This window comes from Hoeflea sp. YIM 152468 (genome assembly GCF_029210485.1).
Classification (GTDB): domain Bacteria; phylum Pseudomonadota; class Alphaproteobacteria; order Rhizobiales; family Rhizobiaceae; genus Hoeflea.
This window is the reverse complement of record NZ_JARGET010000032.1, coordinates 1-17,778: the sequence shown is the minus strand read 5'-3', so window position 1 is coordinate 17,778 and position 17,778 is coordinate 1. Positions and strand designations below refer to the sequence as shown.

General features: G+C 60.1%; 19 protein-coding genes and 1 pseudogene. 13 read left to right on the top strand and 7 right to left on the bottom strand.

Going from position 1 to position 17,778, the window contains the following annotated elements:
• Window positions 1-6 precede the first annotated feature (6 nt).
• A complete protein-coding gene (locus PZ897_RS17370; protein WP_275753830.1) occupies window positions 7-1,212 on the bottom strand; it encodes a Tm-1-like ATP-binding domain-containing protein in 1,206 nt (401 codons plus the stop codon).
• 444 nt (window positions 1,213-1,656) lie between these two features.
• On the opposite strand from PZ897_RS17370, the gene PZ897_RS17365 reads away from it, so the two are divergent.
• The 6 genes and pseudogenes from PZ897_RS17365 (at window position 1,657) to PZ897_RS17340 (ending at window position 7,344) form a co-directional block, all read left to right on the top strand.
• Entirely contained in the window at window positions 1,657-2,967 is a 1,311-nt protein-coding gene (locus PZ897_RS17365) for an extracellular solute-binding protein (RefSeq protein WP_275753829.1), read from the top strand.
• 80 nt (window positions 2,968-3,047) lie between these two features.
• Window positions 3,048-3,953: a sugar ABC transporter permease gene (locus tag PZ897_RS17360; protein WP_275753827.1), complete on the top strand. Its 906-nt coding sequence runs from the start codon at window positions 3,048-3,050 to the stop codon at window positions 3,951-3,953.
• Between the two features lies 1 nt (window position 3,954).
• Window positions 3,955-4,917: a carbohydrate ABC transporter permease gene (locus tag PZ897_RS17355; protein WP_275753826.1), complete on the top strand. Its 963-nt coding sequence runs from the start codon at window positions 3,955-3,957 to the stop codon at window positions 4,915-4,917.
• Window positions 4,914-5,102, top strand: a pseudogene (locus tag PZ897_RS17350) (hypothetical protein); the annotation flags it as partial. The gene PZ897_RS17355 and the pseudogene PZ897_RS17350, both read left to right, overlap by 4 nt.
• Window positions 5,103-5,185: 83 nt before the next feature.
• A complete protein-coding gene (locus PZ897_RS17345; protein WP_275753824.1) occupies window positions 5,186-6,274 on the top strand; it encodes an ABC transporter ATP-binding protein in 1,089 nt (362 codons plus the stop codon).
• A complete protein-coding gene (locus PZ897_RS17340) occupies window positions 6,274-7,344 on the top strand; it encodes an ABC transporter ATP-binding protein (protein ID WP_275753822.1) in 1,071 nt (356 codons plus the stop codon). Before PZ897_RS17345 ends, PZ897_RS17340 begins: the two co-directional genes overlap by 1 nt.
• A gap of 275 nt (window positions 7,345-7,619) precedes the next feature.
• Here PZ897_RS17340 and PZ897_RS17335 read toward each other — a convergent pair whose 3' ends face one another.
• The 4 genes from PZ897_RS17335 to PZ897_RS17320 are packed head-to-tail and all read right to left on the bottom strand — an operon-like array spanning window position 7,620 to window position 11,469.
• Complete coding sequence (locus PZ897_RS17335; RefSeq protein WP_275753821.1) at window positions 7,620-8,594, bottom strand: NAD(P)-dependent oxidoreductase; 975 nt, start codon at window positions 8,592-8,594, stop codon at window positions 7,620-7,622.
• Window positions 8,595-8,623: 29 nt separating this feature from the next.
• Window positions 8,624-9,355, bottom strand: coding sequence for a FadR/GntR family transcriptional regulator (locus PZ897_RS17330; RefSeq protein WP_275753820.1), 732 nt, complete (start codon window positions 9,353-9,355; stop codon window positions 8,624-8,626).
• Complete coding sequence (locus PZ897_RS17325; protein WP_275753818.1) at window positions 9,352-10,521, bottom strand: mandelate racemase/muconate lactonizing enzyme family protein; 1,170 nt, start codon at window positions 10,519-10,521, stop codon at window positions 9,352-9,354. Before PZ897_RS17325 ends, PZ897_RS17330 begins: the two co-directional genes overlap by 4 nt.
• Before the next feature lie 60 nt (window positions 10,522-10,581).
• Window positions 10,582-11,469 carry a sugar phosphate isomerase/epimerase gene (locus PZ897_RS17320; protein ID WP_275753817.1) on the bottom strand — a complete coding sequence of 296 codons (888 nt, stop codon included), beginning with the start codon at window positions 11,467-11,469 and terminating at the stop codon, window positions 10,582-10,584.
• A gap of 230 nt (window positions 11,470-11,699) precedes the next feature.
• On the opposite strand from PZ897_RS17320, the gene PZ897_RS17315 reads away from it, so the two are divergent.
• The 5 genes from PZ897_RS17315 (at window position 11,700) to PZ897_RS17295 (ending at window position 15,566) form a co-directional block, all read left to right on the top strand.
• Entirely contained in the window at window positions 11,700-12,545 is an 846-nt protein-coding gene (locus PZ897_RS17315; protein WP_275753815.1) for a sugar phosphate isomerase/epimerase, read from the top strand.
• A 140-nt stretch (window positions 12,546-12,685) separates the two neighbouring features.
• Window positions 12,686-13,741, top strand: a complete 1,056-nt coding sequence (locus tag PZ897_RS17310) for a sugar phosphate isomerase/epimerase (RefSeq protein ID WP_275753814.1) — start codon at window positions 12,686-12,688, stop codon at window positions 13,739-13,741.
• 15 nt (window positions 13,742-13,756) lie between these two features.
• Window positions 13,757-14,944 (top strand): Gfo/Idh/MocA family oxidoreductase, encoded by a 1,188-nt coding sequence (locus PZ897_RS17305; protein WP_275753813.1) that lies wholly within the window; start codon window positions 13,757-13,759, stop codon window positions 14,942-14,944.
• A gap of 188 nt (window positions 14,945-15,132) precedes the next feature.
• Entirely contained in the window at window positions 15,133-15,327 is a 195-nt protein-coding gene (locus PZ897_RS17300; RefSeq protein WP_275753812.1) for a PLD nuclease N-terminal domain-containing protein, read from the top strand.
• 20 nt (window positions 15,328-15,347) lie between these two features.
• A complete protein-coding gene (locus tag PZ897_RS17295; RefSeq protein ID WP_275753811.1) occupies window positions 15,348-15,566 on the top strand; it encodes a hypothetical protein in 219 nt (72 codons plus the stop codon).
• A 205-nt stretch (window positions 15,567-15,771) separates the two neighbouring features.
• On the opposite strand, the gene PZ897_RS17290 is transcribed toward PZ897_RS17295, so the two are convergent.
• Both PZ897_RS17290 and PZ897_RS17285 read right to left on the bottom strand, forming a co-directional pair.
• The gene (locus PZ897_RS17290) at window positions 15,772-16,356 is read right to left on the bottom strand and encodes a sigma-70 family RNA polymerase sigma factor (protein WP_275753871.1); all 585 of its coding nucleotides are present in this window, start codon (window positions 16,354-16,356) and stop codon (window positions 15,772-15,774) included.
• A 1-nt stretch (window position 16,357) separates the two neighbouring features.
• Window positions 16,358-16,555: a NepR family anti-sigma factor gene (locus tag PZ897_RS17285; protein ID WP_275753810.1), complete on the bottom strand. Its 198-nt coding sequence runs from the start codon at window positions 16,553-16,555 to the stop codon at window positions 16,358-16,360.
• 141 nt (window positions 16,556-16,696) lie between these two features.
• On the opposite strand from PZ897_RS17285, the gene PZ897_RS17280 reads away from it, so the two are divergent.
• Both PZ897_RS17280 and PZ897_RS17275 read left to right on the top strand, forming a co-directional pair.
• Window positions 16,697-17,509: a response regulator gene (locus tag PZ897_RS17280; protein ID WP_275753809.1), complete on the top strand. Its 813-nt coding sequence runs from the start codon at window positions 16,697-16,699 to the stop codon at window positions 17,507-17,509.
• 45 nt (window positions 17,510-17,554) lie between these two features.
• Window positions 17,555-17,719: a DUF1328 domain-containing protein gene (locus PZ897_RS17275; RefSeq protein ID WP_275753807.1), complete on the top strand. Its 165-nt coding sequence runs from the start codon at window positions 17,555-17,557 to the stop codon at window positions 17,717-17,719.
• The last annotated feature ends 59 nt before the right edge of the window (window positions 17,720-17,778 follow it).

The following is a 17,778-nucleotide window of genomic DNA, read 5'->3' as shown; positions in this document are numbered from 1 at the left end:
GCTCCTTCAGATGATGGACAAGAAGGCGTCGGCGGCGGCCTTGGCAAAGCCAGCGTCATTGATGTGCAACGGCAGGCGCTCGATACGCCGCCCGGCGGAAGGCACGAAGGCGGATTCGATGGCGCGAAACAGCGCTTCATCGGCTTCCGGATCGAAAAACGCGCCGCCCTTGATGTCGAGCGCGGAAACGCCCTTTTCGGGAATGAGAAACCGGACAGGGCCCTTGCAGGCGCTCAGCTTGCGGCCTATCCATTCGCCAATCAAGCGGCACTCGTCCGGGGTCGTGCGCATCAGGGTGACGTTGGAATTGTGGTGGTAGAAACGCCGCCCGTCAAAGATTTTCGGCACGGTGTCCGGCGCCCAGAAATTGACCATGTCGAGGGCGCCGACCGAACCGACATAAGGCACGCCGGAGCGCGCTATCGCGCCGAATCTGTCTGCTGACGCGGGCAAGACACCTCCCAGAAGCAGATCGCAGACTTCGGTGGTGGTAAGATCGAGCACGCCGGAAAGCACGCCGTCAGCGACCAGCTTTTCCATTGTCCGCCCGCCGGTGCCGGTGGCATGAAACACCATGCAGTCATAGGTGTCCTTGAGATGCCCGATGGTCGAGCTCACGCCTTGCGTGGTGACGCCGAACATCGTCAGGCCGATGGATCGCTGCTTGCCGGTTTCACGGTAGGGTGTTCCCACCATGCCGGCCATGGCCCGGGCTGCATTGTGCAGGATCATGCGGCTGAGCTGGTTGAGCCCGGCAAAGTCGGTGACGGAGGGCATCATGATGATGTCGGAAATATCGACATAGGGGGCGACATCGCCCGAGGCCAGTGTCGACACCATGATCTTGGGCAATCCATAGGGCAGACGGCGCATGCCGGCGGTGATGATCGAAGTTCCGCCGCCGCCGCCAATGCCGATCACCCCGGCAATATCCGAACGGCTGGCGACAAACCGCGAGAACGCGGCAGCCATGGCGCTGACAGCCGGGCCCCGGTCGTCTCCCGCAAACACCGCGCCGGCGCCGTCGGGATGATGGGCAGCCACCTCAGCAGCGCTGATATCCACCTCGATTTCAGGCGCGCGCGTTCCCACGTCGACCCGACACACCGGCGCCCCGGTGTCGCCGATCAAACGGGCCAGATGGGCGAGTTCGGACCCCTTGGTGTCAGCGGTGCCGACCACATAGACCCGGTCTAGATTGTCCTCCGGCAAATCCATCTCCTCCCTGGCAGTCTTGCAAGTGGCGAACTGCGCCTCCCGCGCAGATCATCACTCCCCGGCCCTCACGGCACGATATCCTCCTGCACGCAAAAAGCAACCAATCTGGTCTGACCAAACGCAATTGTTCACATATCCAGCCTTTCAGCGAAATAGCACAGCCATAAGCAAAGAAGTACCATTTATCCTCGATTGCATAGGTCTTTTTTGCATCCAAGCCAATTCCGGCGCTGAAACAAGGTGGCCAGAAGCGCTTGACCGCAATCGATTTTGGTAATACCAATTTGAAATCAACGTGACAGTGGAGGGTCACCCAAAACGCCACAGATGTGAAGCATACCGGCCATGGCCTGGAATCGCGGCGCAGCCGCCACCGATTCACACTCCGGACCAGCCGGCGACTGACAACCGAATGTGCATCAATGGGAGGAAAACATAATGCGCAACACACTCATCGGAATCGCCGGAGGACTGGCCCTTGCCCTGGCAAGCGGCACTTCGGCCTATGCGCAGGAATTGACGATCTTCTGGGCGGAATGGGATCCGGCCAATTATCTTCAGGAACTTGTCAATGAATACGAGGCCGAAACCGGCGTCACGGTAACGGTGGAAACCACGCCCTGGTCGGATTTCCAGACCAAAGCCTTCACCGAGTTCAATGCTCGCGGGTCCGCCTATGACATGATCGTCGGCGACAGCCAGTGGCTCGGCGCGGCGTCCGAGGGTGGCCACTATGTCGACCTGACCGAGTTTTTCAACAAGCACAATCTCGGCGAAGTGATGGCGCCGGCGACTGTGAAATACTACGCCGAATATCCGGGCAATTCCGGCAAGTTCTGGGCTGTTCCGGCCGAAGGCGATGCGGTGGGCTGGTCCTATCGCAAGGACTGGTTCGAAGACCCCGCCGAAATGGCGGCCTTCAAGGAAAAATATGGCTATGATCTGGCGCCGCCGGCCGACTGGAAGCAACTCACCGACATAGCCGAGTTTTTTCACCGCCCTGACGAAAACCGCTACGGCATCGCCATCTACACCGACAATTCCTATGACGCGATGGTGATGGGCGTGGAGAACGCGATCTTCTCTTATGGGGCGGAACTCGGCAATTTCGAAACCTACGAAGTTGACGGCTACGTCAACAGCGACAAGGCAGTCGCTGCCCTGGAAAACTACAAGAAGCTCTACAGCTACACGCCTCCAGGCTGGGCCAAGACCTTCTTTGTTGAAAACAACCAGGCGATCACCGAGGGCCTGGTGGCCATGTCGATGAACTACTTCGCCTTCTTCCCGGCGCTCTTGAACGAGGCCTCCAACCCGCATGCTGCAAATACCGGCTTCTTCGCCAACCCGGCAGGACCGGATGGCGACCAGTTCGCAGCGCTTGGCGGGCAGGGAATCTCCATCGTCAGCTATTCCGACTACCAGGAAGAATCGATGAAGTTCCTCGAGTGGTTCATCAAGGACGAAACCCAGAAACGCTGGGCTGAACTTGGCGGCTACACCGCCAGTGCCGCCGTGCTGCAATCGGAGGAATTCCGCAAGGCGACGCCATACAATGAGGCGTTCTACCAGACCATGTTCAAGGTCAAGGATTTCTGGGCTGTACCGGAATTTGCCGAATTGCTGACCGCTGCCAACCAGCGGCTGTATCCGTTCATCGTCGGCAATGAAGGCACGGCCAAGGAAACGCTTGATGCGCTGGCATCCGACTGGGAAGCGACCTTCAAGAAATACGGTCGCGGCCAGTAGGTCCGGGCAATCACCAAGACATAACCAGGGGCGCTGCGGCGCCCCTTCCCCAGACTGTCGAAGCGCAAGGAAGTTTTCCCGTGGCGTCCCAAGTCATGACCAATCTTGACCCGAAATCGCGCGCCGCCGCGAAAGGGCTGAGCGACCTGACCATTCGCAACCTGTTCATCATCCCGACAATTGCGTTTCTGATCATCTTCAACATCTTTCCGTTGCTGTATTCGCTGGCCTATTCATTCACCGATTTCAGGGCCTCAACCAGGGCGCCGGCAAATTTTGTCGGCCTGCAGAATTACCGGGATCTGCTCAGCGACCCGTTCATCTGGAGCAATTTTTCGATCACCGCGAAATATGTGCTGATTTCGGTCACCGGCCAGGTGCTTGTCGGTTTCGGGCTGGCGATGCTGCTCAACCGCGCGATTCCGGCCAAGGGGCTGATCACAACCTTGCTGCTGCTGCCGATGATGCTGTCGATGGCGGTTGTCGGGCTGTTCTGGAAATTGCTCTACGATCCGAACTTCGGCATCATCAATTATTTTCTCGGGCTGGAAAAGTTCGAATGGCTGGCCGATCCGGATATGGCGCTCTACGCCATCGCCATCGTCGATATCTGGATGTGGGCGCCGTTTGTGATGCTGCTGTCCCTTGCCGGTCTCTCCGCCGTGCCAAAGCATCTGTACGAAGCCGCCGAGATTGACCGTGCATCGGGCCTTTACACCTTCTTCCGCATCACCCTGCCGCTGGTGGCGCCGATCCTGATGATCGCCATCATCTTCCGCACAATGGAAGCATTCAAGACCTTTGACCTCGCCTATGTGCTGTCGTCACAGCCGACGACCGAACTGATCGCGATCCGGCTTTACAAGATGGCATTTCAGGAATGGCAGACCGGGATGTCTTCGGCGTTCGCCTACATCGTGCTGATCATGGTGGTGGCGATTACCAATATCTACGTCAAATACCTCAACAAAGTGAAGGCGCGCTGAGATGGCCGGTGTTCGCACTCCCCAGGAGAAATGGACGAACCGGGTGGCAATTGTCGCCGTGTTCGTCGCCCTCGCCATCATGTTGACGCCGATCTACTGGATCGCGGCGACATCGTTCAAACCCCGCAATCTGGCGACCACGATCCCGCCCACAGTGGTGTTCCAGCCCACCGTTTCGCCGTTCGTCAAACTGTTTACCAAGCGCTCGCAATTGCGGGACCAGCCGACGGCGGAAGAATATGCCGCCGCACCCTGGTGGGAACGGATGGTGTTTGACGGCGGCGAGAAGGTGGTGCGCAACGGCAAGACCGGCGAGGTCAGAACTTCGGGCTATGGCGACCGGTTCACCAACTCGCTGATCATCTCGATCATCTCGACCATATTGGCGGTGTCGATGGGGACGCTGACGGCCTACGGGTTCAGCCGGTTCAAGGTGGCCGGCGAAGACGACTGGCTGTTTTTCATCCTGTCGACCCGCATGCTGCCGCCGGTCGTCGTGGCGATCCCGATGTTCCTGATGTACCGCGTCGTCGGCCTCAACGACACCCATCTGGGGCTGATCATCCTCTACACCGCCTTCAATCTGAGTTTCGCGGTGTGGATCATGAAAGGCTTCATTGACGAGATCCCGCGTGAATACGAGGAAGCGGCGCTGGTCGACGGCTACACGCGGATGCAGGCTTTCTTCAAGGTGGTGTTGCCCGAGGCGCTGACCGGCATGGCGGCGACGGCGGTGTTTTGTTTCATCACCGCCTGGAACGAATATGCCTTCGCGCTGATCATGACCAACCGCAATGCCCAGACTGCGCCGCCCTATATTCCGTCGCAGGTCGGCAGCGGCCTGCCGGACTGGACCGTGATCGCCGCGGGTACATTGCTCTTCCTGATTCCGGTGGCAATCTTCACCTTCCTTCTGCGCAACCATCTGCTGCGCGGCATGTCCTTCGGAGCGATCCGCAAATGAGTTTTCGCAGCACCAACCAACGCATTCTTGCACCGGCAGCGCAAAGCCTGATGATCTTCGGCATTGTTTCGCTTTGCCAGCCCTGGAGCCTGATCCTGCATCAGTACGGGGTCACGCTGACGCTGATCGGGCTGGTGGCCTTCATGGTCACCTCGAAAATCGCGCCCGATCCAGAGCAGGAAGAGGACTTCGTCGACGAATCCCTCGATGTGCTGGACATCAACACCCCGTCCGACAACAACGGCTCCGGCATCGCGGGGACCAACTGATGGCGCAAATCGACATACAGAATGTGCAGAAATTCTTCGGCCAGCACCAGGTCCTCAAGGACCTCAATCTGACAATCGAGGATGGCGAGTTTGTCGTCATGCTGGGCCAATCCGGCGGCGGCAAGACCACAGCCCTCAGGGCGATTGCCGGGCTCGAGACGGTGACATCGGGGAAAATCCTGATCAATGGCGAGGAGGTGCAGAACCGCAAGGCGGCAGACCGGGACATCGCTTTCGTGTTCCAGTCGTTTTCACTCTACCCGCACATGACGGTCCGTGAAAACATCGCCTTTCCCCTGCGCGCAGTGCGGATGAATGCAGCCGATCGCGACCGGGCGGTCAAGGCGGTTGCCGAGACGCTGCAGATCGCCCAGCACCTGGATCGCAAGCCTTCAGCCCTGTCAGGCGGCGACATGCAGCGCGTGGCGATTGGCAGGGCGCTGGTCCGGCGCCCGCAGGCGCTGCTGATGGATGAGCCGTTGGGCGTTCTCGACGCCAAGCTGCGCGAACAGATGCGCGCCGAAATCAAGCGGCTGCATATCGCCCGCGGCTCGACCTCGGTTTACGTCACCCATGACCAGATCGAGGCTATGAGTCTGGCCGACCGTATCGTCATCCTGCACGATGGCGTGCTGCAGCAGGTCGGCGCACCGGACCAGGTCTATCTGCAGCCGACCAATCTGTTCGTGGCCAAATTCGTCGGTTCGCCGGTGATGAATGTCAGCGATGTGCGTATCGACGGCAACAACGTCAGGCTCAACGGAGCCGAGGCCGGATTTCGCTTTCCCGATGAAACCCTTAGCACTGTGCGACACGCCGAGGCCGGCCTGACATTGGGCGTGCGCCCCGAAGCCGTGCTGCTCGCGCATCATCAAGGCGAAGGCTATGTCCCGGTGGTCACAACCAACATCGAACCGTTGGGCAGTCATGACATTGTCGATGTGCAGCTTGGCGGCACGGTGCTTCGCAGCCGCACCGCCAGCGGGTTCGTTTCCGGCGAGGGCCAACAGGTCTGGGTCAGGCTGGACCCGGCGCAGGCACATTTCTTTGACAAGGCCACGGGCCTCAACATGCGAGGCGCAAACTGATGGCTGACATCGCATTGCAGCGCGTTACCAAGAAATTCGGCGCCAACACGGCATTGCGCGAACTTGATCTCGACATCAAGAACGGCGAGTTCTTCGTGCTGCTGGGTCAGACCGGGGCCGGAAAGACAACCACCTTGCGGGTGATCGCCGGGCTGGAAGTTCCCAATTCGGGCAAGGTGATGATCGACGGGCAGGATGCGACAAACTGGAATGCCGCCGAACGCGACGTGGCGCTGGTTTTGCAACAATACTCGCTCTACCCGCGTATGACGGTGCGCGGCAATCTCGAATTTCCGCTGAAATCGCGGACACACAATCTTACCGCGGCCGAAATCCGGGAGCGCGTCGACCGCGTCGCCGAAACCCTGCAGATCACCCGGCTGCTCGACCGCAAGGTTGAACGGCTGTCGGGCGGGGAGATGCAGCGCGTGTCGATCGGCCGGGCGATTGTCCGCCAGCCGCGGGTGTTCCTGATGGACGAGCCGCTGTCGGCGCTCGATGCCAATCTGCGCGATGTGCTGCGGGTTGAACTGAAGAAACTGCACAGCGAATTGGGCGCGACTTTCGTGTTCGTCACCCATGACCAGGTCGAGGCGATGTCGATGGGCGACAAGATCGGTGTTCTCAACAGGGGCAAGCTGGTCCAGGTCGGCACCCCTTCGGAGATTTACGCCAGGCCGCTCAACACATTCGTGGCCCGATCGGTCGGCACCCCGCCGATGAACCTTCTTGACGGCACCCTTGCGGCCGACACGGCAATACTCGATGCCGGCAGGTTCGCCCTGCCCCTGGCCTGCCGGCATGGCACGGACGGCGCCCGGATCCGCTTCGGCATCAGAGCGGAAGACGTGGTGCTCGATGAAGCCGGCGAAGCGGCCGGTCGTGTGTTCGATATCGAGAACCACGGCGTGATCAAGATCCTGACACTTGACGTCGACGGGACGCAGCTGCACGCCACCGTGTCGGCGCAGACGAAGGTCAAGATCGACGAGACCGTGCGGTTCACCTGGAAGCCGGAAAAGGTCTCCTCATTCGATCCGGCAACGGGGCGCAATCTGGGGCTGGGATAAACACGGCAGCGGGACGGGGCTGCAGCTCCACGCTTCGCCTCACAGCCGACTGCGATCCGCACGAACCCACACGCTGTTTAGTTTTTATCATGCAATAACAATTAGATCTCCATTGCAGCGCATTATTATAATTAAGTAATTTATATACATGCTTGATTTGAATTGTTTTTCCGCGATTTTGATCAATCGATTGAAGGCATTCAAGCACTTCAATTGAATGCGTTACGACGCTGTTTTTGCATCGAATATGCGTTCGCCGCGGCCCTATGGCCGGCTCAGACAAATCTGGCTTGATAGCGCGTCCACGCATCCGGATTGCAGAAGTTGAGCGGCTTGTCTCCAGCCAGAATGCGCCGGGTCTCGCCAACCACCCCCTGCCCCATCCGCAACATGCTTTCCTCGGTGATGCCGGCCATGTGCGGCGTCAGGATGACGTTGCGCATCGACAGATACGGGTGGGAATGAGGCAGCGGTTGTTCATCGAAGACATCGAGCACAGCGCCACCCATCGCGCCCGACCGCAGTGCCTCAACCAGCGCCGCCTCATCGACCACCGGTCCGCGGGCGACGTTGACCAGAATGGAGCCCGGCTGCATCCGGGCAAGCTCGGCAGGACCGATCAGGCCACGGGTCTTCGCGGTGAGCGGACAGGCAAGCACGACGACATCGCTTTGTGACAGCACTTGCTGCAAGGTTGCGGCGCGGGCGCCTTCTGCCAGCGCCTCGGGCCTGCTGGTGACCGCGAGCACCTTCATGCCGAAGCCGAAATGGGCGATCCTGAACAGCGCCTGGCCGACATTGCCCATGCCGATGATGCCGAGGCTGCGGCCGCTGAGCTCGCGGCCATGATCGGAGTGTGACCGGGCCACAGCCCAGCCGGCTGCACGCAGGTCGGTCCTGACGGCGGGATAGCGCCTGAGCAATGCCAGCGCCGACCAGATGCAGTGCTCGGCCACCGTGACCGCGTTGACGCCGGGCACATTGGCCACCAGCACGCCGGCGGCCGAGGCCGCATCCAGCGGGATCATATCGAGCCCTGCCCCATGCCGGACCGCCGCCCGGAGCCGTGGCTGCGTGGCGAAAATTTCCGGCGGAATCGGGGCACGCACCACAATTATCGAGGCATCGGCGCTTTCTGCCACGATCGCTTCAGCCGTCGGCGCGCTGGCGACAACCAGCTTTCCGAGGCTCTGCAATTCAGCGGTTACCTTGGGGTGAAGCGGATGGGTGGAGAAGATCTTGTCAGACATGGGATCGGCTCCAGGCTCTATCGGAAGGTTCAGATATGAACCGGCAGCAGCTCCGCCTCGTCGGGCGCCTGCTCACCGTTGCCATCGAGAATTTCGGTCCAGTAGCTTTGCGCGCGGCCCAGATGCGTGTTCATCAGCGCCTGCGCCAGAATGCTGTCACGGCGATACAGGGCGTCGAATATCTGCTGGTGCTCGGTGTGCGACTTGATGTTGCGCTCGGGCTTGCCGAAATAGATCGGCATTCGCTGCTCGCTGGCGGCATAAAAGCTCGAACAGATCTTGTAAAACATCTCGTTCTGGGTGGCCCGGACGATTTCGAGATGAAATTCACCATCGAGCCGCTGAAGTCCGAGCCCGTCGGCGATCTGCGTCTCCGAGCGGGCGAGAATGTCGCGCAGCCGGTCCAGGTTTTCCGCGGTGGCGCGTTGCGCCGCCAGTTCGGCGGCCTTGATCTCGTGGATCTTGCGCAGCTCGACGGCCTCGAAAATCTGACGGGGTTTGAGCTGCACACCGGCGCGGGCCAGCAGCGCCATCGAGCTCAATCCGGCAGCGTCCATGGTCAGATAGATGCCGGACTTGGCCCGCCGCTCAATCAGGTGCTGGGCTTCCAGGATCGCCAGCGATTCACGCACCTGACCACGGCTGACGGAAAAATGCTCGGCAAGCTCGCGTTCCGATGGCGCCTTGTCGCCGCTCGCCCTTGCCGTTTTGACAATGTAAGCCACCAGATCGGGGAGAAATTCGTTTTCGGATCTGCTCATGGGAATTTTGTGTATTTCTGCAGGATGGCTTCGTTCATGGTGAAGCCGAGGCCGGGCTTGTCCGGGAATTCGATCATCCCGTCCCGTACTTCGACTGTGTCCTCAATGATATCATGTATCATCGGATTCGCACCAAGGGAAAACTCCACCGTGAAACTGGCCGGCGACGCGGCACAGACATGCAGGCCGGCAAAAAAGCACGGCGCGCCCGCCCACAAATGCGGCGCCAATCTCAGATTGAACGCTGCGGCAATGGTGCCGATGCGCATGGCTTCGGAAATTCCGCCGCAGAAGGCCGGGTCCGGCTGGAAGATGTCGGCTGCGCGCAGCACCGCGAGGTCGCGAAAGGCAAACCGCGTGGCCTCGCTTTCGCCGGTGGCAACGGGGATGGAGACTGCGGCGCGCACTTCCGCAATTCCGGCCTTGTCGTCAGCGATGATCGGCTCCTCGAACCAGGCCAGATCACAATCGGCGACAAGCTGGGCGAACCGCCGCGCCGTCGCCACCGTATAGGTGCCGTGTGCATCGACAGCCAGTTCGATGTCCGGCCCCAGCGCCTTGCGGGCAGCCTTAACCCGCAGTGCTGACGCGTGCGGGGTCGGATCCATGGCGCCGACCCGCATCTTCACTGCGTGGAAGCCGCCGGTGTCGATATAGGATTGCAACTGTTCGCCGATCTTGTCGGCACTTGCCCAACCGCCCGAGGCATAGGCCTGCATACGGTCGGATTTGCGCCCGCCCAGAAGCTTCCAGACCGGTTTGCCCTCGGCCTTGCCGAGAATATCCCACAGCGCAATGTCGATGGCACTGATCGCCGCGACAGTCAGCCCGCGCCGCGCCATTTCGGGCATCGCGTGCCCGGCGCCGGCGGCCTTTTGGGCGCGGACGCCGTTGTACAGCTCTTCCCAGATGAAGGTGATATCCGCCGGATCGCGCCCGACGAGGCGCGGCCCGAAATCCTCATTGATCAGCCGCACCAGCGTTGCATAGTTTCCCGCGCTGCCGGCAGCGTTCTTTCCCTCTCCCCAGCCAACCAGGCCGTCATTTGTCTCGATCCGCAGTATGGCGGCGTCGAACGTCCGCAACGTGCCGAAATCGCTAGTGTGTTGCCGCGCTTGTTCGATCGGGATCTGAATCCACCTGGCGTGGACGGATTTGATTTTCATGGCAGGGAGCCTCGCACACCGGCAGCGGATCTCTCCGCCCCGGTGAAACGCCTCTTCGCGTTACTTGATCAGGGGCAGCAGCGTTTCCGCCGTGATCCGCATCTGGTCCGAATAGAACTTTTCGGTCAGCAGGCTTGATCCGTGATCCTGGATGAACTTCAGCTGCTCGGGCGAGATATCAACGGGTTCGCGCTCAACCATGTCGGGATAGATCGCCGCAGGCGTGCGGTCGACAGGCGCAACGAATTCGTTGGTCAACGCGCCGTCATAGCCGATCTCCTTGAGGGTTTCGACTATCTTGGGCCAGTTGAGGTGGCCCAGCCCTGCAGCAAATCGATTGTTGTCGGCAACATGGAAGTCGAACAGCCGTTTGCCGGCCAGCCGGATGGCCTCGTAGATGTCGGATTCCTCCATGTTGAGGTGGTAGGCGTCGAGGCATACGCCGCAATCGGGGTGCACCGCATCGGCCAGCGCCAGCGCCTGGGCGGCACGGTTGAAGATATAGGTCTCGAACCGGTTGAGCGGTTCGATGCCGATCTTGACGCCGACTTTCTGGGAATGGGCAAAGCACTCCTTTGTTGCCTCGACCAGCCAGGCCCATTCCTCTTCCTCGGTGGCGTCAGGCTGCACCTTGCCGACCGTGGCCGGCACCAGCGTGATCACCTCGCCTTCCAGTTCCGAGACCATGGTCAGCACGCTCTTGACGTAATCGACGGTCCGGGCGCGCTGCCCCTCATCCTTGGCGGCAAGATTGCGCTCGCCCAGCGTCAGCGTCACTGCCCCCCAGCAGCGGATGCCGTGCTCCTTGAGAAGCGCACGCGTTTCCTTGGTGTCGTACTGCGTCGGCTCGCCCGAAATCTCTATGCTTTCGTAGCCAAATTGCTTGATCCGGCGAAGCGTGACTTCGAGCGGCTCGGCGCGCATCCAGTTATGGGTCGACAGGTGCATGATCATCCTCCCTTGCAGCGGAACCTCTCAACCCCGCTGCGCGTTGCAATTCATCGTTCTGGTTAGACCAATTAGGCTCAATTTCCCTTCTAATCAAGTCGGAGAATTTCATTTTTCGCAATTTCCCTGCCACAATGGCAGTTGTTTGGGACTTGCGCCGGGTTTATAAACATGGTGTCGTGTCAATGATTGTTATTTTGGTATTACCAGATTGAGCGACTGGAGGGCCCATGAAGATCGGAATGAACATGTTCCTGTGGACCACCCATGTCGGCCGCGACCACGAGGCGTTGCTGCGCGACATCAAGGCAACCGGCTTTGACGGGGTGGAGATCCCGGTTTTCGAGGGCGATGTGGCCCACTACAGGGAGTTGGCGCTTCTGCTTGACGATATCGGGCTGGAACGGACGGCGGTTGCAGCGATGGGTGACGCGTCGATGAACCTGATCGGCGATGCTGCGGCGCGCGCGCGTGGTCTTGACTGCATGCGCGCCACGCTCGACAGGTCGCATGCGCTCGGCGCCACGCTGATCTGCGGTCCGCTGCATTCGACGCTGGGACATTTCAGCGGCCAGGGCCCTACCGCTGAAGAATTTGCCAACTCGGTGGTGGCGCAGCGCCAGATCGGCGACCATGCGGCAAGCTTGGGCATTACCGTGGCGCTGGAGGCGCTCAACCGCTTTGAATGCTATCTGCTCAACACCATGGACGGGCTTGCTTCACATCTGGCGGAGATTGCGCATCCCAACATCCGCGCAATGTATGACACGTTTCACGCCAACATCGAAGAAACCGACCCGATCGGCGCCTTGCGACGCAATGCCGACAGCGTCGCACATATCCATATTTCGGAAAATGATCGGGGCGTTCCCGGTCGTGGAAACATTCCGTGGCAAAAGACCTATGCCACCATCGCTGAAATTGGCTATGACGGATGGCTGACAATCGAAAGTTTTGGCAGAGGATTACCGGACCTGGCGGCGGCGACGAAAGTATGGAGGGATTTCGCCGAAAGTCCGGAGGCGGTTTATCGGGAAGGCTATGCCCATATTTCGCGTTCGCTCGGGGCCGATTGAGGAAACGGAGCTGTTGAACCGGCATCCATGCAGGCGTGCCGGCTATGCCAGGATGGTCCACCCCGTGGCCTGCCCGGAACCTTGCGAAACACCAAACCGCTGGCAGCGGAACCAAACTGTTATTCTGGAGGAAAGCGACAATGAAAACCATCAAGGGCCCGGCCCTGTTCCTGGCACAATTTGCTGGCGACGAGGCACCGTTCAACACGTGGCAATCGATTACCAAATGGGCCGCTGACTGCGGCTACAAGGGCGTTCAGGTGCCAAGCTGGGACGGCCGCCTGATCGATCTTGAGAAAGCGGCGGCGTCAAAGGACTATTGTGACGAGTTCAAGGGGGTTGCGGCCGAGAACGGGATCGAAGTCACCGAACTCTCCACTCACCTGCAAGGCCAGCTTGTGGCTGTGCACCCGGCCTATGACGAGGGCTTTGACGGCTTTGCGGCGCCGAGCGTGCGCGGCAACCCGAAGGCGCGGCAGGAATGGGCGGTCAATCAGGTCAGACTGGCCCTCACCGCCTCGCGCAATATGGGCATTACTGCAATGGCAAGCTTTTCCGGCGCGCTGGCCTGGCCCTATATCTATCCGTGGCCGCAACGGCCGGCCGGGCTGGTCGAGACTGCCTTTGACGAACTGGCCAAGCGCTGGCGGCCGCTTCTCGATCACGCCGACGACTGTGGTGTCGACATCTGCTACGAAATCCATCCGAGCGAAGACCTGCATGACGGGGCCACGTTCGAGATGTTTCTGGACCGCGTCGGCAATCATGCCCGCTGCAACATGCTCTATGACCCGTCGCATTATTTGCTGCAGTGTCTCGACTACATCGACAACATCGACATCTACAAGGACCGGATCAAGATGTTCCACGTCAAGGACGCGGAGTTCAACCCGACCGGACGGCAGGGCGTCTATTCGGGCTACCAGCCCTGGGTGGACCGGGCCGGACGGTTCCGCTCGCTTGGCGACGGACAGGTGGATTTCGGTGCGATATTCTCCAAGATGGCAGCCAATGATTTCGAAGGCTGGGCCGTGGTCGAATGGGAGTGCTGCCTGAAACATCCCGAAGACGGGGCCCGTGAAGGGGCGCAATTTGTCTCCGACCACATCATCCGGGTTACCGAGCGGGCCTTTGACGATTTTGCCGATGGCGGCACCGATGACGCCGCCAACCGGCGCATGCTCGGCATTTCCTGAACGGGAGGACCACCCATGACAATCGAAGGTTCGAAAACCTCATCCTCGCGCCGCATCCGTCTCGGCATGGTTGGCGGCGGGCGTGACGCCTTCATCGGCGGTGTGCACCGCATCGCATCGCGCATCGATGACCGGTATGAACTGGTCGCTGGTGCGTTTTCCTCGACGCCGGAAAAATCCAGCGCCTCTGCCGCCGATCTCGGGGTGGCCGACGACCGCGCCTATGGCGATTATGTCGAAATGGCCAGGCGGGAAGCGCGGCTGAAGAGCGGAATCGAGGCGGTGGCGATCGTCACGCCCAACCACATGCACTATCCGGTGGCGCGCGAATTCCTCAAGCGCGGCATCCATGTCATCTGCGACAAGCCGCTGACCTCGACCCTTGCCGATGCGCGCAAACTGAGGAAAGTTGCCCTTGGCTCCGGCGCGCTATTCGTTCTGACCCACAATTACACCGGCTATCCGATGATACGCCAGGCGCGCGACATGATCGCTCAGGGCGATCTCGGCGCCTTGCGGCTGGTGCAAGTCGAATATGCCCAGGACTGGCTGTCGGAAAGGCTTGAGGAGACCGGTCAGAAACAGGCGGGATGGCGCACTGATCCGGCGCGTTCCGGCCTTGGCGGCTCGACCGGCGATATCGGCACCCATGCTTTCAACCTCGCAAGCTTCGTCTCAGGCCTCGAACTCGATCAGCTCTGCGCCGATCTCGACAGCTTTGTCGAGGGCCGGCAACTGGACGACAACGGCCATGTGCTGATGCGGTTTTCCGGCGGCGCCAAGGGCATGTTGTGGTGCTCCCAGGTGGCGCCGGGCAACGAGAATGCGCTGAAGCTGCGGATTTATGGAGAAAAGGGCGGACTGGAATGGGCCCAGGAAGACCCGAATTATCTCTGGTACACGCCGCTGGGGCAGCCCAAACGGCTGCTGACCCGAAATGGCGCCGGTGCAACCGCTGCCGGCCAACGCCTGAGCCGCATCCCCGGCGGCCATCCGGAAGGCTATCTGGAAGGGTTTGCCAATATCTACTCGGAGGCGGCGGAAGCAATTGTTGCGCACCGTGCCGGCCAGCCCGCGCCCGACGGCGTCCTGTTTCCCGGCATTGACGAAGGGCTGGCAGGCGTTGCCTTTGTGACGGCCTGCGTGGACTCGTCCCGGCGGGGAGGTTCCTGGGTCAAGTTCTCCAGCTACAACAAGGGCTGATCCAGGGGGGCTGATCCAGGGGGCTGACCCAGAAGCCCGGCGCGCCATGGAACGATCACCGGCTTTGCGCGTTCACTCCGCAGAGGCGCATGTGCACCTGCTGCGCTGACAACGTGCGTGTTTCCGGCCTGAAATCTGCCTTGCGGCAACTCGGATGACGGAAGCGCGACCATAAAAGGATCAATCTAATGGGTATCGAAGTTGGAGGCCTTCTTGGGCTTATTCTCCTGGTCGCCATGGTTTGGGCGATATTCAGCATCTTTCAATCTACGGCTTCGACCGGCGCCAAGGTTTTATGGACTGTGCTGATCATCGTTCTGCCGGTGCTGGGCCTGATTATCTGGTTCCTGGCTGGCCCCAAGGGCAACAAGAGACTCGCTTGATCATCAAAAGGAGATGGGCGATGTCATCCCCAACCAGTCGCACGATCACCGACCGACCGCCTGCAGACACTGCCGATACCGGCGAACCGGCGCATCAGCAGCCAGGCAGGCAAGAGCAACTCGAAATGCTTGCGGCGCAAGCGCTTGCCCTTTTGAGGGCGGTCAACCAGGGGATGGGCGACGGCGCTCAATCCCACCGCGCCGAGCGCGACACAGGAACGGCAAGCGCCGAACTCTAGCAGTTGGGCCGCCAGCGGAGCATGTCTGAGCACCGGCCGGCTGAAAGGACGAACAGGAAACGACCGGCGTGCGACGGAATCGCTTCCGCGCATGCCGGCCGTTTCTGGTTAAAAGCCAGGCGTGGCAGGACCGCCCGGCGCTGTCTTTTTTGCATCAATGCGTGTCCGACAGCGTCCAAAGCCATCCGTTTGAACGCCAATCCCACTAGCGACCGGGAAAGGCCTTGTTGACCAGCGGACGCGAGGTCTCGTCGGGGCCGTAATCATTTTCGCCGTCCACGCCAAGCAGGTCCTGCAGCTTGACGCGGGCCCGGTTGACCCGGCTCTTGATCGTACCGACCGCCACACCGGCAATCTCGGCTGCTTCCTCATAGGAAAACCCCGATGCACCGATGAGCACGATCGCCTCGCGCTGGTCGTCCGGCAAACTGTCGAGAGCCGTCTTGAAGTCTCCCATGTCGAGCTTGCCATACTGTTCGGGATGGGTGGCCAGATTGCCGGCAAACACACCGTCGGGATCGGGAAGCTCACGCCCCTTGCGCCGCATCTGGCTGTAGAACTCATTGCGCAGGATTGTAAAAAGCCAGGCCCGCATGCTGGTGCCGGGCTGGAAGCTCTCCTGCTTGCCCCAGGCCTTCATCACCGTCTCCTGCACCAGATCGTCGGCGCGGTCATGGCGCCGGGACAGCGACACGGCAAAAGCACGCAAACTGGGCAGCACAGCCAGCATTTCGCGCTTGAAGGAGAACAGGTCGGCAGGCTGACCAGAGGCTGACTCAGGTGCAGCCATGTCAGTTTTCGCCATTGGAGCCACCGGAGCGTTCGGCTTTGTCAAGCTGTTCGAGCAGGCTGAGCAGATGATCAGGGATCGGCTCTTTCTCGACCGACGTGTAATATCGCTTCAACTGTGAAGCGATCGCGTCAGTGGCGACAGGCTCGCTTTGCCGCCCTGCCTTGTTTGGAGTGCCTTTGTTTCGTTGATCAATCATGCAGTTGCCAGCTCTTTTAGAATGAACTCAGAATGGTTAGAATGCGCTACACGAAAAAAAGTTCCAAGAGCCGGGAACTTTTTTTTGACTCATGCGTTGTGAATTTATTGCTATGTCCAGCGGACCACCAAGGGGTACCTAATGACGACACTGTCCATGCGCATCGCGCCGCACCTTCCCTACCTTCGTCGCTTCTCGCGCTCGGTGACGGGATCTCAAACATCGGGCGACGCCTATGTCGCAGCCACGCTGGAGGCCCTGATTGCCGATCTGAGCATCTTTCCCGATGCGAGCGATGATCGAGTGGCGCTGTACCGGCTGTTTTCTCAACTCTTTGACAGCCTTTCGGTTCCAGTCTCGGTCAATGAAACGCCGTTTGGCTGGGAAAAACGCGCATCCGCCAATCTCGAGGCGGTGACGCCACAGGCCCGCAAGGCCTTTCTGCTGATCGCAGTCGAAGGTTTTAGCACCGCCCAGGCGGCAGAAATTCTCGACGTTGACGAGGCCGGCTTGACCAGGCTGCTGGAGACCGCGTCGGCGGAAATTTCCCGCCAGGTTGCCACCGATATCATGATCATCGAAGACGAACCGCTGATCGCCATGGATATCGAAGACATGGTGGAATCGCTCGGGCACCGGGTTACCGGAATTGCACGGACCCACGCGGACGCGATTGAACTCTACAAGCGGACCAAACCGAAAATGGTTCTGGCCGATATTCAGCTGGCAGACGGCAGCTCCGGGATCGACGCCGTCAACGACATTCTCAAGGATGAAGTCATGCCGGTGATTTTCATCACCGCCTTTCCGGAGCGGTTGCTGACCGGGGAAAAACCGGAACCAGCGTTTCTCGTCACCAAGCCGTTCAATCCCGATATGGTCAAGGCTCTGATCAGCCAGGCGCTGTTTTTCAACACAGCCGCCGAAACCACCCGGATGACCGGAACCAACTAGGTCGGCAGACGTTGATGTTTCATCGGACGACAAAGGAGATTTTCAATGCTGTACTATACCTTGGTGTTTCTCGTCGTGGCCATCGTCGCCGGCGTTCTTGGATTTGGCGGCATCGCCGGTGCTTCCGCTGGAATCGCCCAGATTCTGTTCTTCCTGTTTCTGGCGTTCCTTGTCATTTCGCTGATCATGAATTTCGTGCGAAAAGTCTAGGCTCAGGACCCATTAAATTGCTTGCGGTGAGGATTGCGGACTGATTCACTGGTGGCAGG

What these genes read in the sequence shown, in the direction of transcription:
- PZ897_RS17285 (WP_275753810.1), bottom strand. Translation starts at nt 16,555, where the DNA reads ATGATTGATCAACGAAACAAAGGCACTCCAAACAAGGCAGGGCGGCAA.
- PZ897_RS17320 (WP_275753817.1), bottom strand. Translation starts at nt 11,469, where the DNA reads ATGCACCTGTCGACCCATAACTGGATGCGCGCCGAGCCGCTCGAAGTC.
- PZ897_RS17345 (WP_275753824.1), top strand. Translation starts at nt 5,186, where the DNA reads ATGGCGCAAATCGACATACAGAATGTGCAGAAATTCTTCGGCCAGCAC.
- PZ897_RS17295 (WP_275753811.1), top strand. Translation starts at nt 15,348, where the DNA reads ATGTCATCCCCAACCAGTCGCACGATCACCGACCGACCGCCTGCAGAC.
- PZ897_RS17365 (WP_275753829.1), top strand. Translation starts at nt 1,657, where the DNA reads ATGCGCAACACACTCATCGGAATCGCCGGAGGACTGGCCCTTGCCCTG.
- PZ897_RS17300 (WP_275753812.1), top strand. Translation starts at nt 15,133, where the DNA reads ATGGGTATCGAAGTTGGAGGCCTTCTTGGGCTTATTCTCCTGGTCGCC.
- PZ897_RS17280 (WP_275753809.1), top strand. Translation starts at nt 16,697, where the DNA reads ATGACGACACTGTCCATGCGCATCGCGCCGCACCTTCCCTACCTTCGT.
- PZ897_RS17315 (WP_275753815.1), top strand. Translation starts at nt 11,700, where the DNA reads ATGAAGATCGGAATGAACATGTTCCTGTGGACCACCCATGTCGGCCGC.
- PZ897_RS17330 (WP_275753820.1), bottom strand. Translation starts at nt 9,355, where the DNA reads ATGAGCAGATCCGAAAACGAATTTCTCCCCGATCTGGTGGCTTACATT.
- PZ897_RS17340 (WP_275753822.1), top strand. Translation starts at nt 6,274, where the DNA reads ATGGCTGACATCGCATTGCAGCGCGTTACCAAGAAATTCGGCGCCAAC.
- PZ897_RS17325 (WP_275753818.1), bottom strand. Translation starts at nt 10,521, where the DNA reads ATGAAAATCAAATCCGTCCACGCCAGGTGGATTCAGATCCCGATCGAA.
- PZ897_RS17305 (WP_275753813.1), top strand. Translation starts at nt 13,757, where the DNA reads ATGACAATCGAAGGTTCGAAAACCTCATCCTCGCGCCGCATCCGTCTC.
- PZ897_RS17290 (WP_275753871.1), bottom strand. Translation starts at nt 16,356, where the DNA reads ATGGCTGCACCTGAGTCAGCCTCTGGTCAGCCTGCCGACCTGTTCTCC.
- PZ897_RS17310 (WP_275753814.1), top strand. Translation starts at nt 12,686, where the DNA reads ATGAAAACCATCAAGGGCCCGGCCCTGTTCCTGGCACAATTTGCTGGC.
- PZ897_RS17275 (WP_275753807.1), top strand. Translation starts at nt 17,555, where the DNA reads ATGCTGTACTATACCTTGGTGTTTCTCGTCGTGGCCATCGTCGCCGGC.
- PZ897_RS17355 (WP_275753826.1), top strand. Translation starts at nt 3,955, where the DNA reads ATGGCCGGTGTTCGCACTCCCCAGGAGAAATGGACGAACCGGGTGGCA.
- PZ897_RS17335 (WP_275753821.1), bottom strand. Translation starts at nt 8,594, where the DNA reads ATGTCTGACAAGATCTTCTCCACCCATCCGCTTCACCCCAAGGTAACC.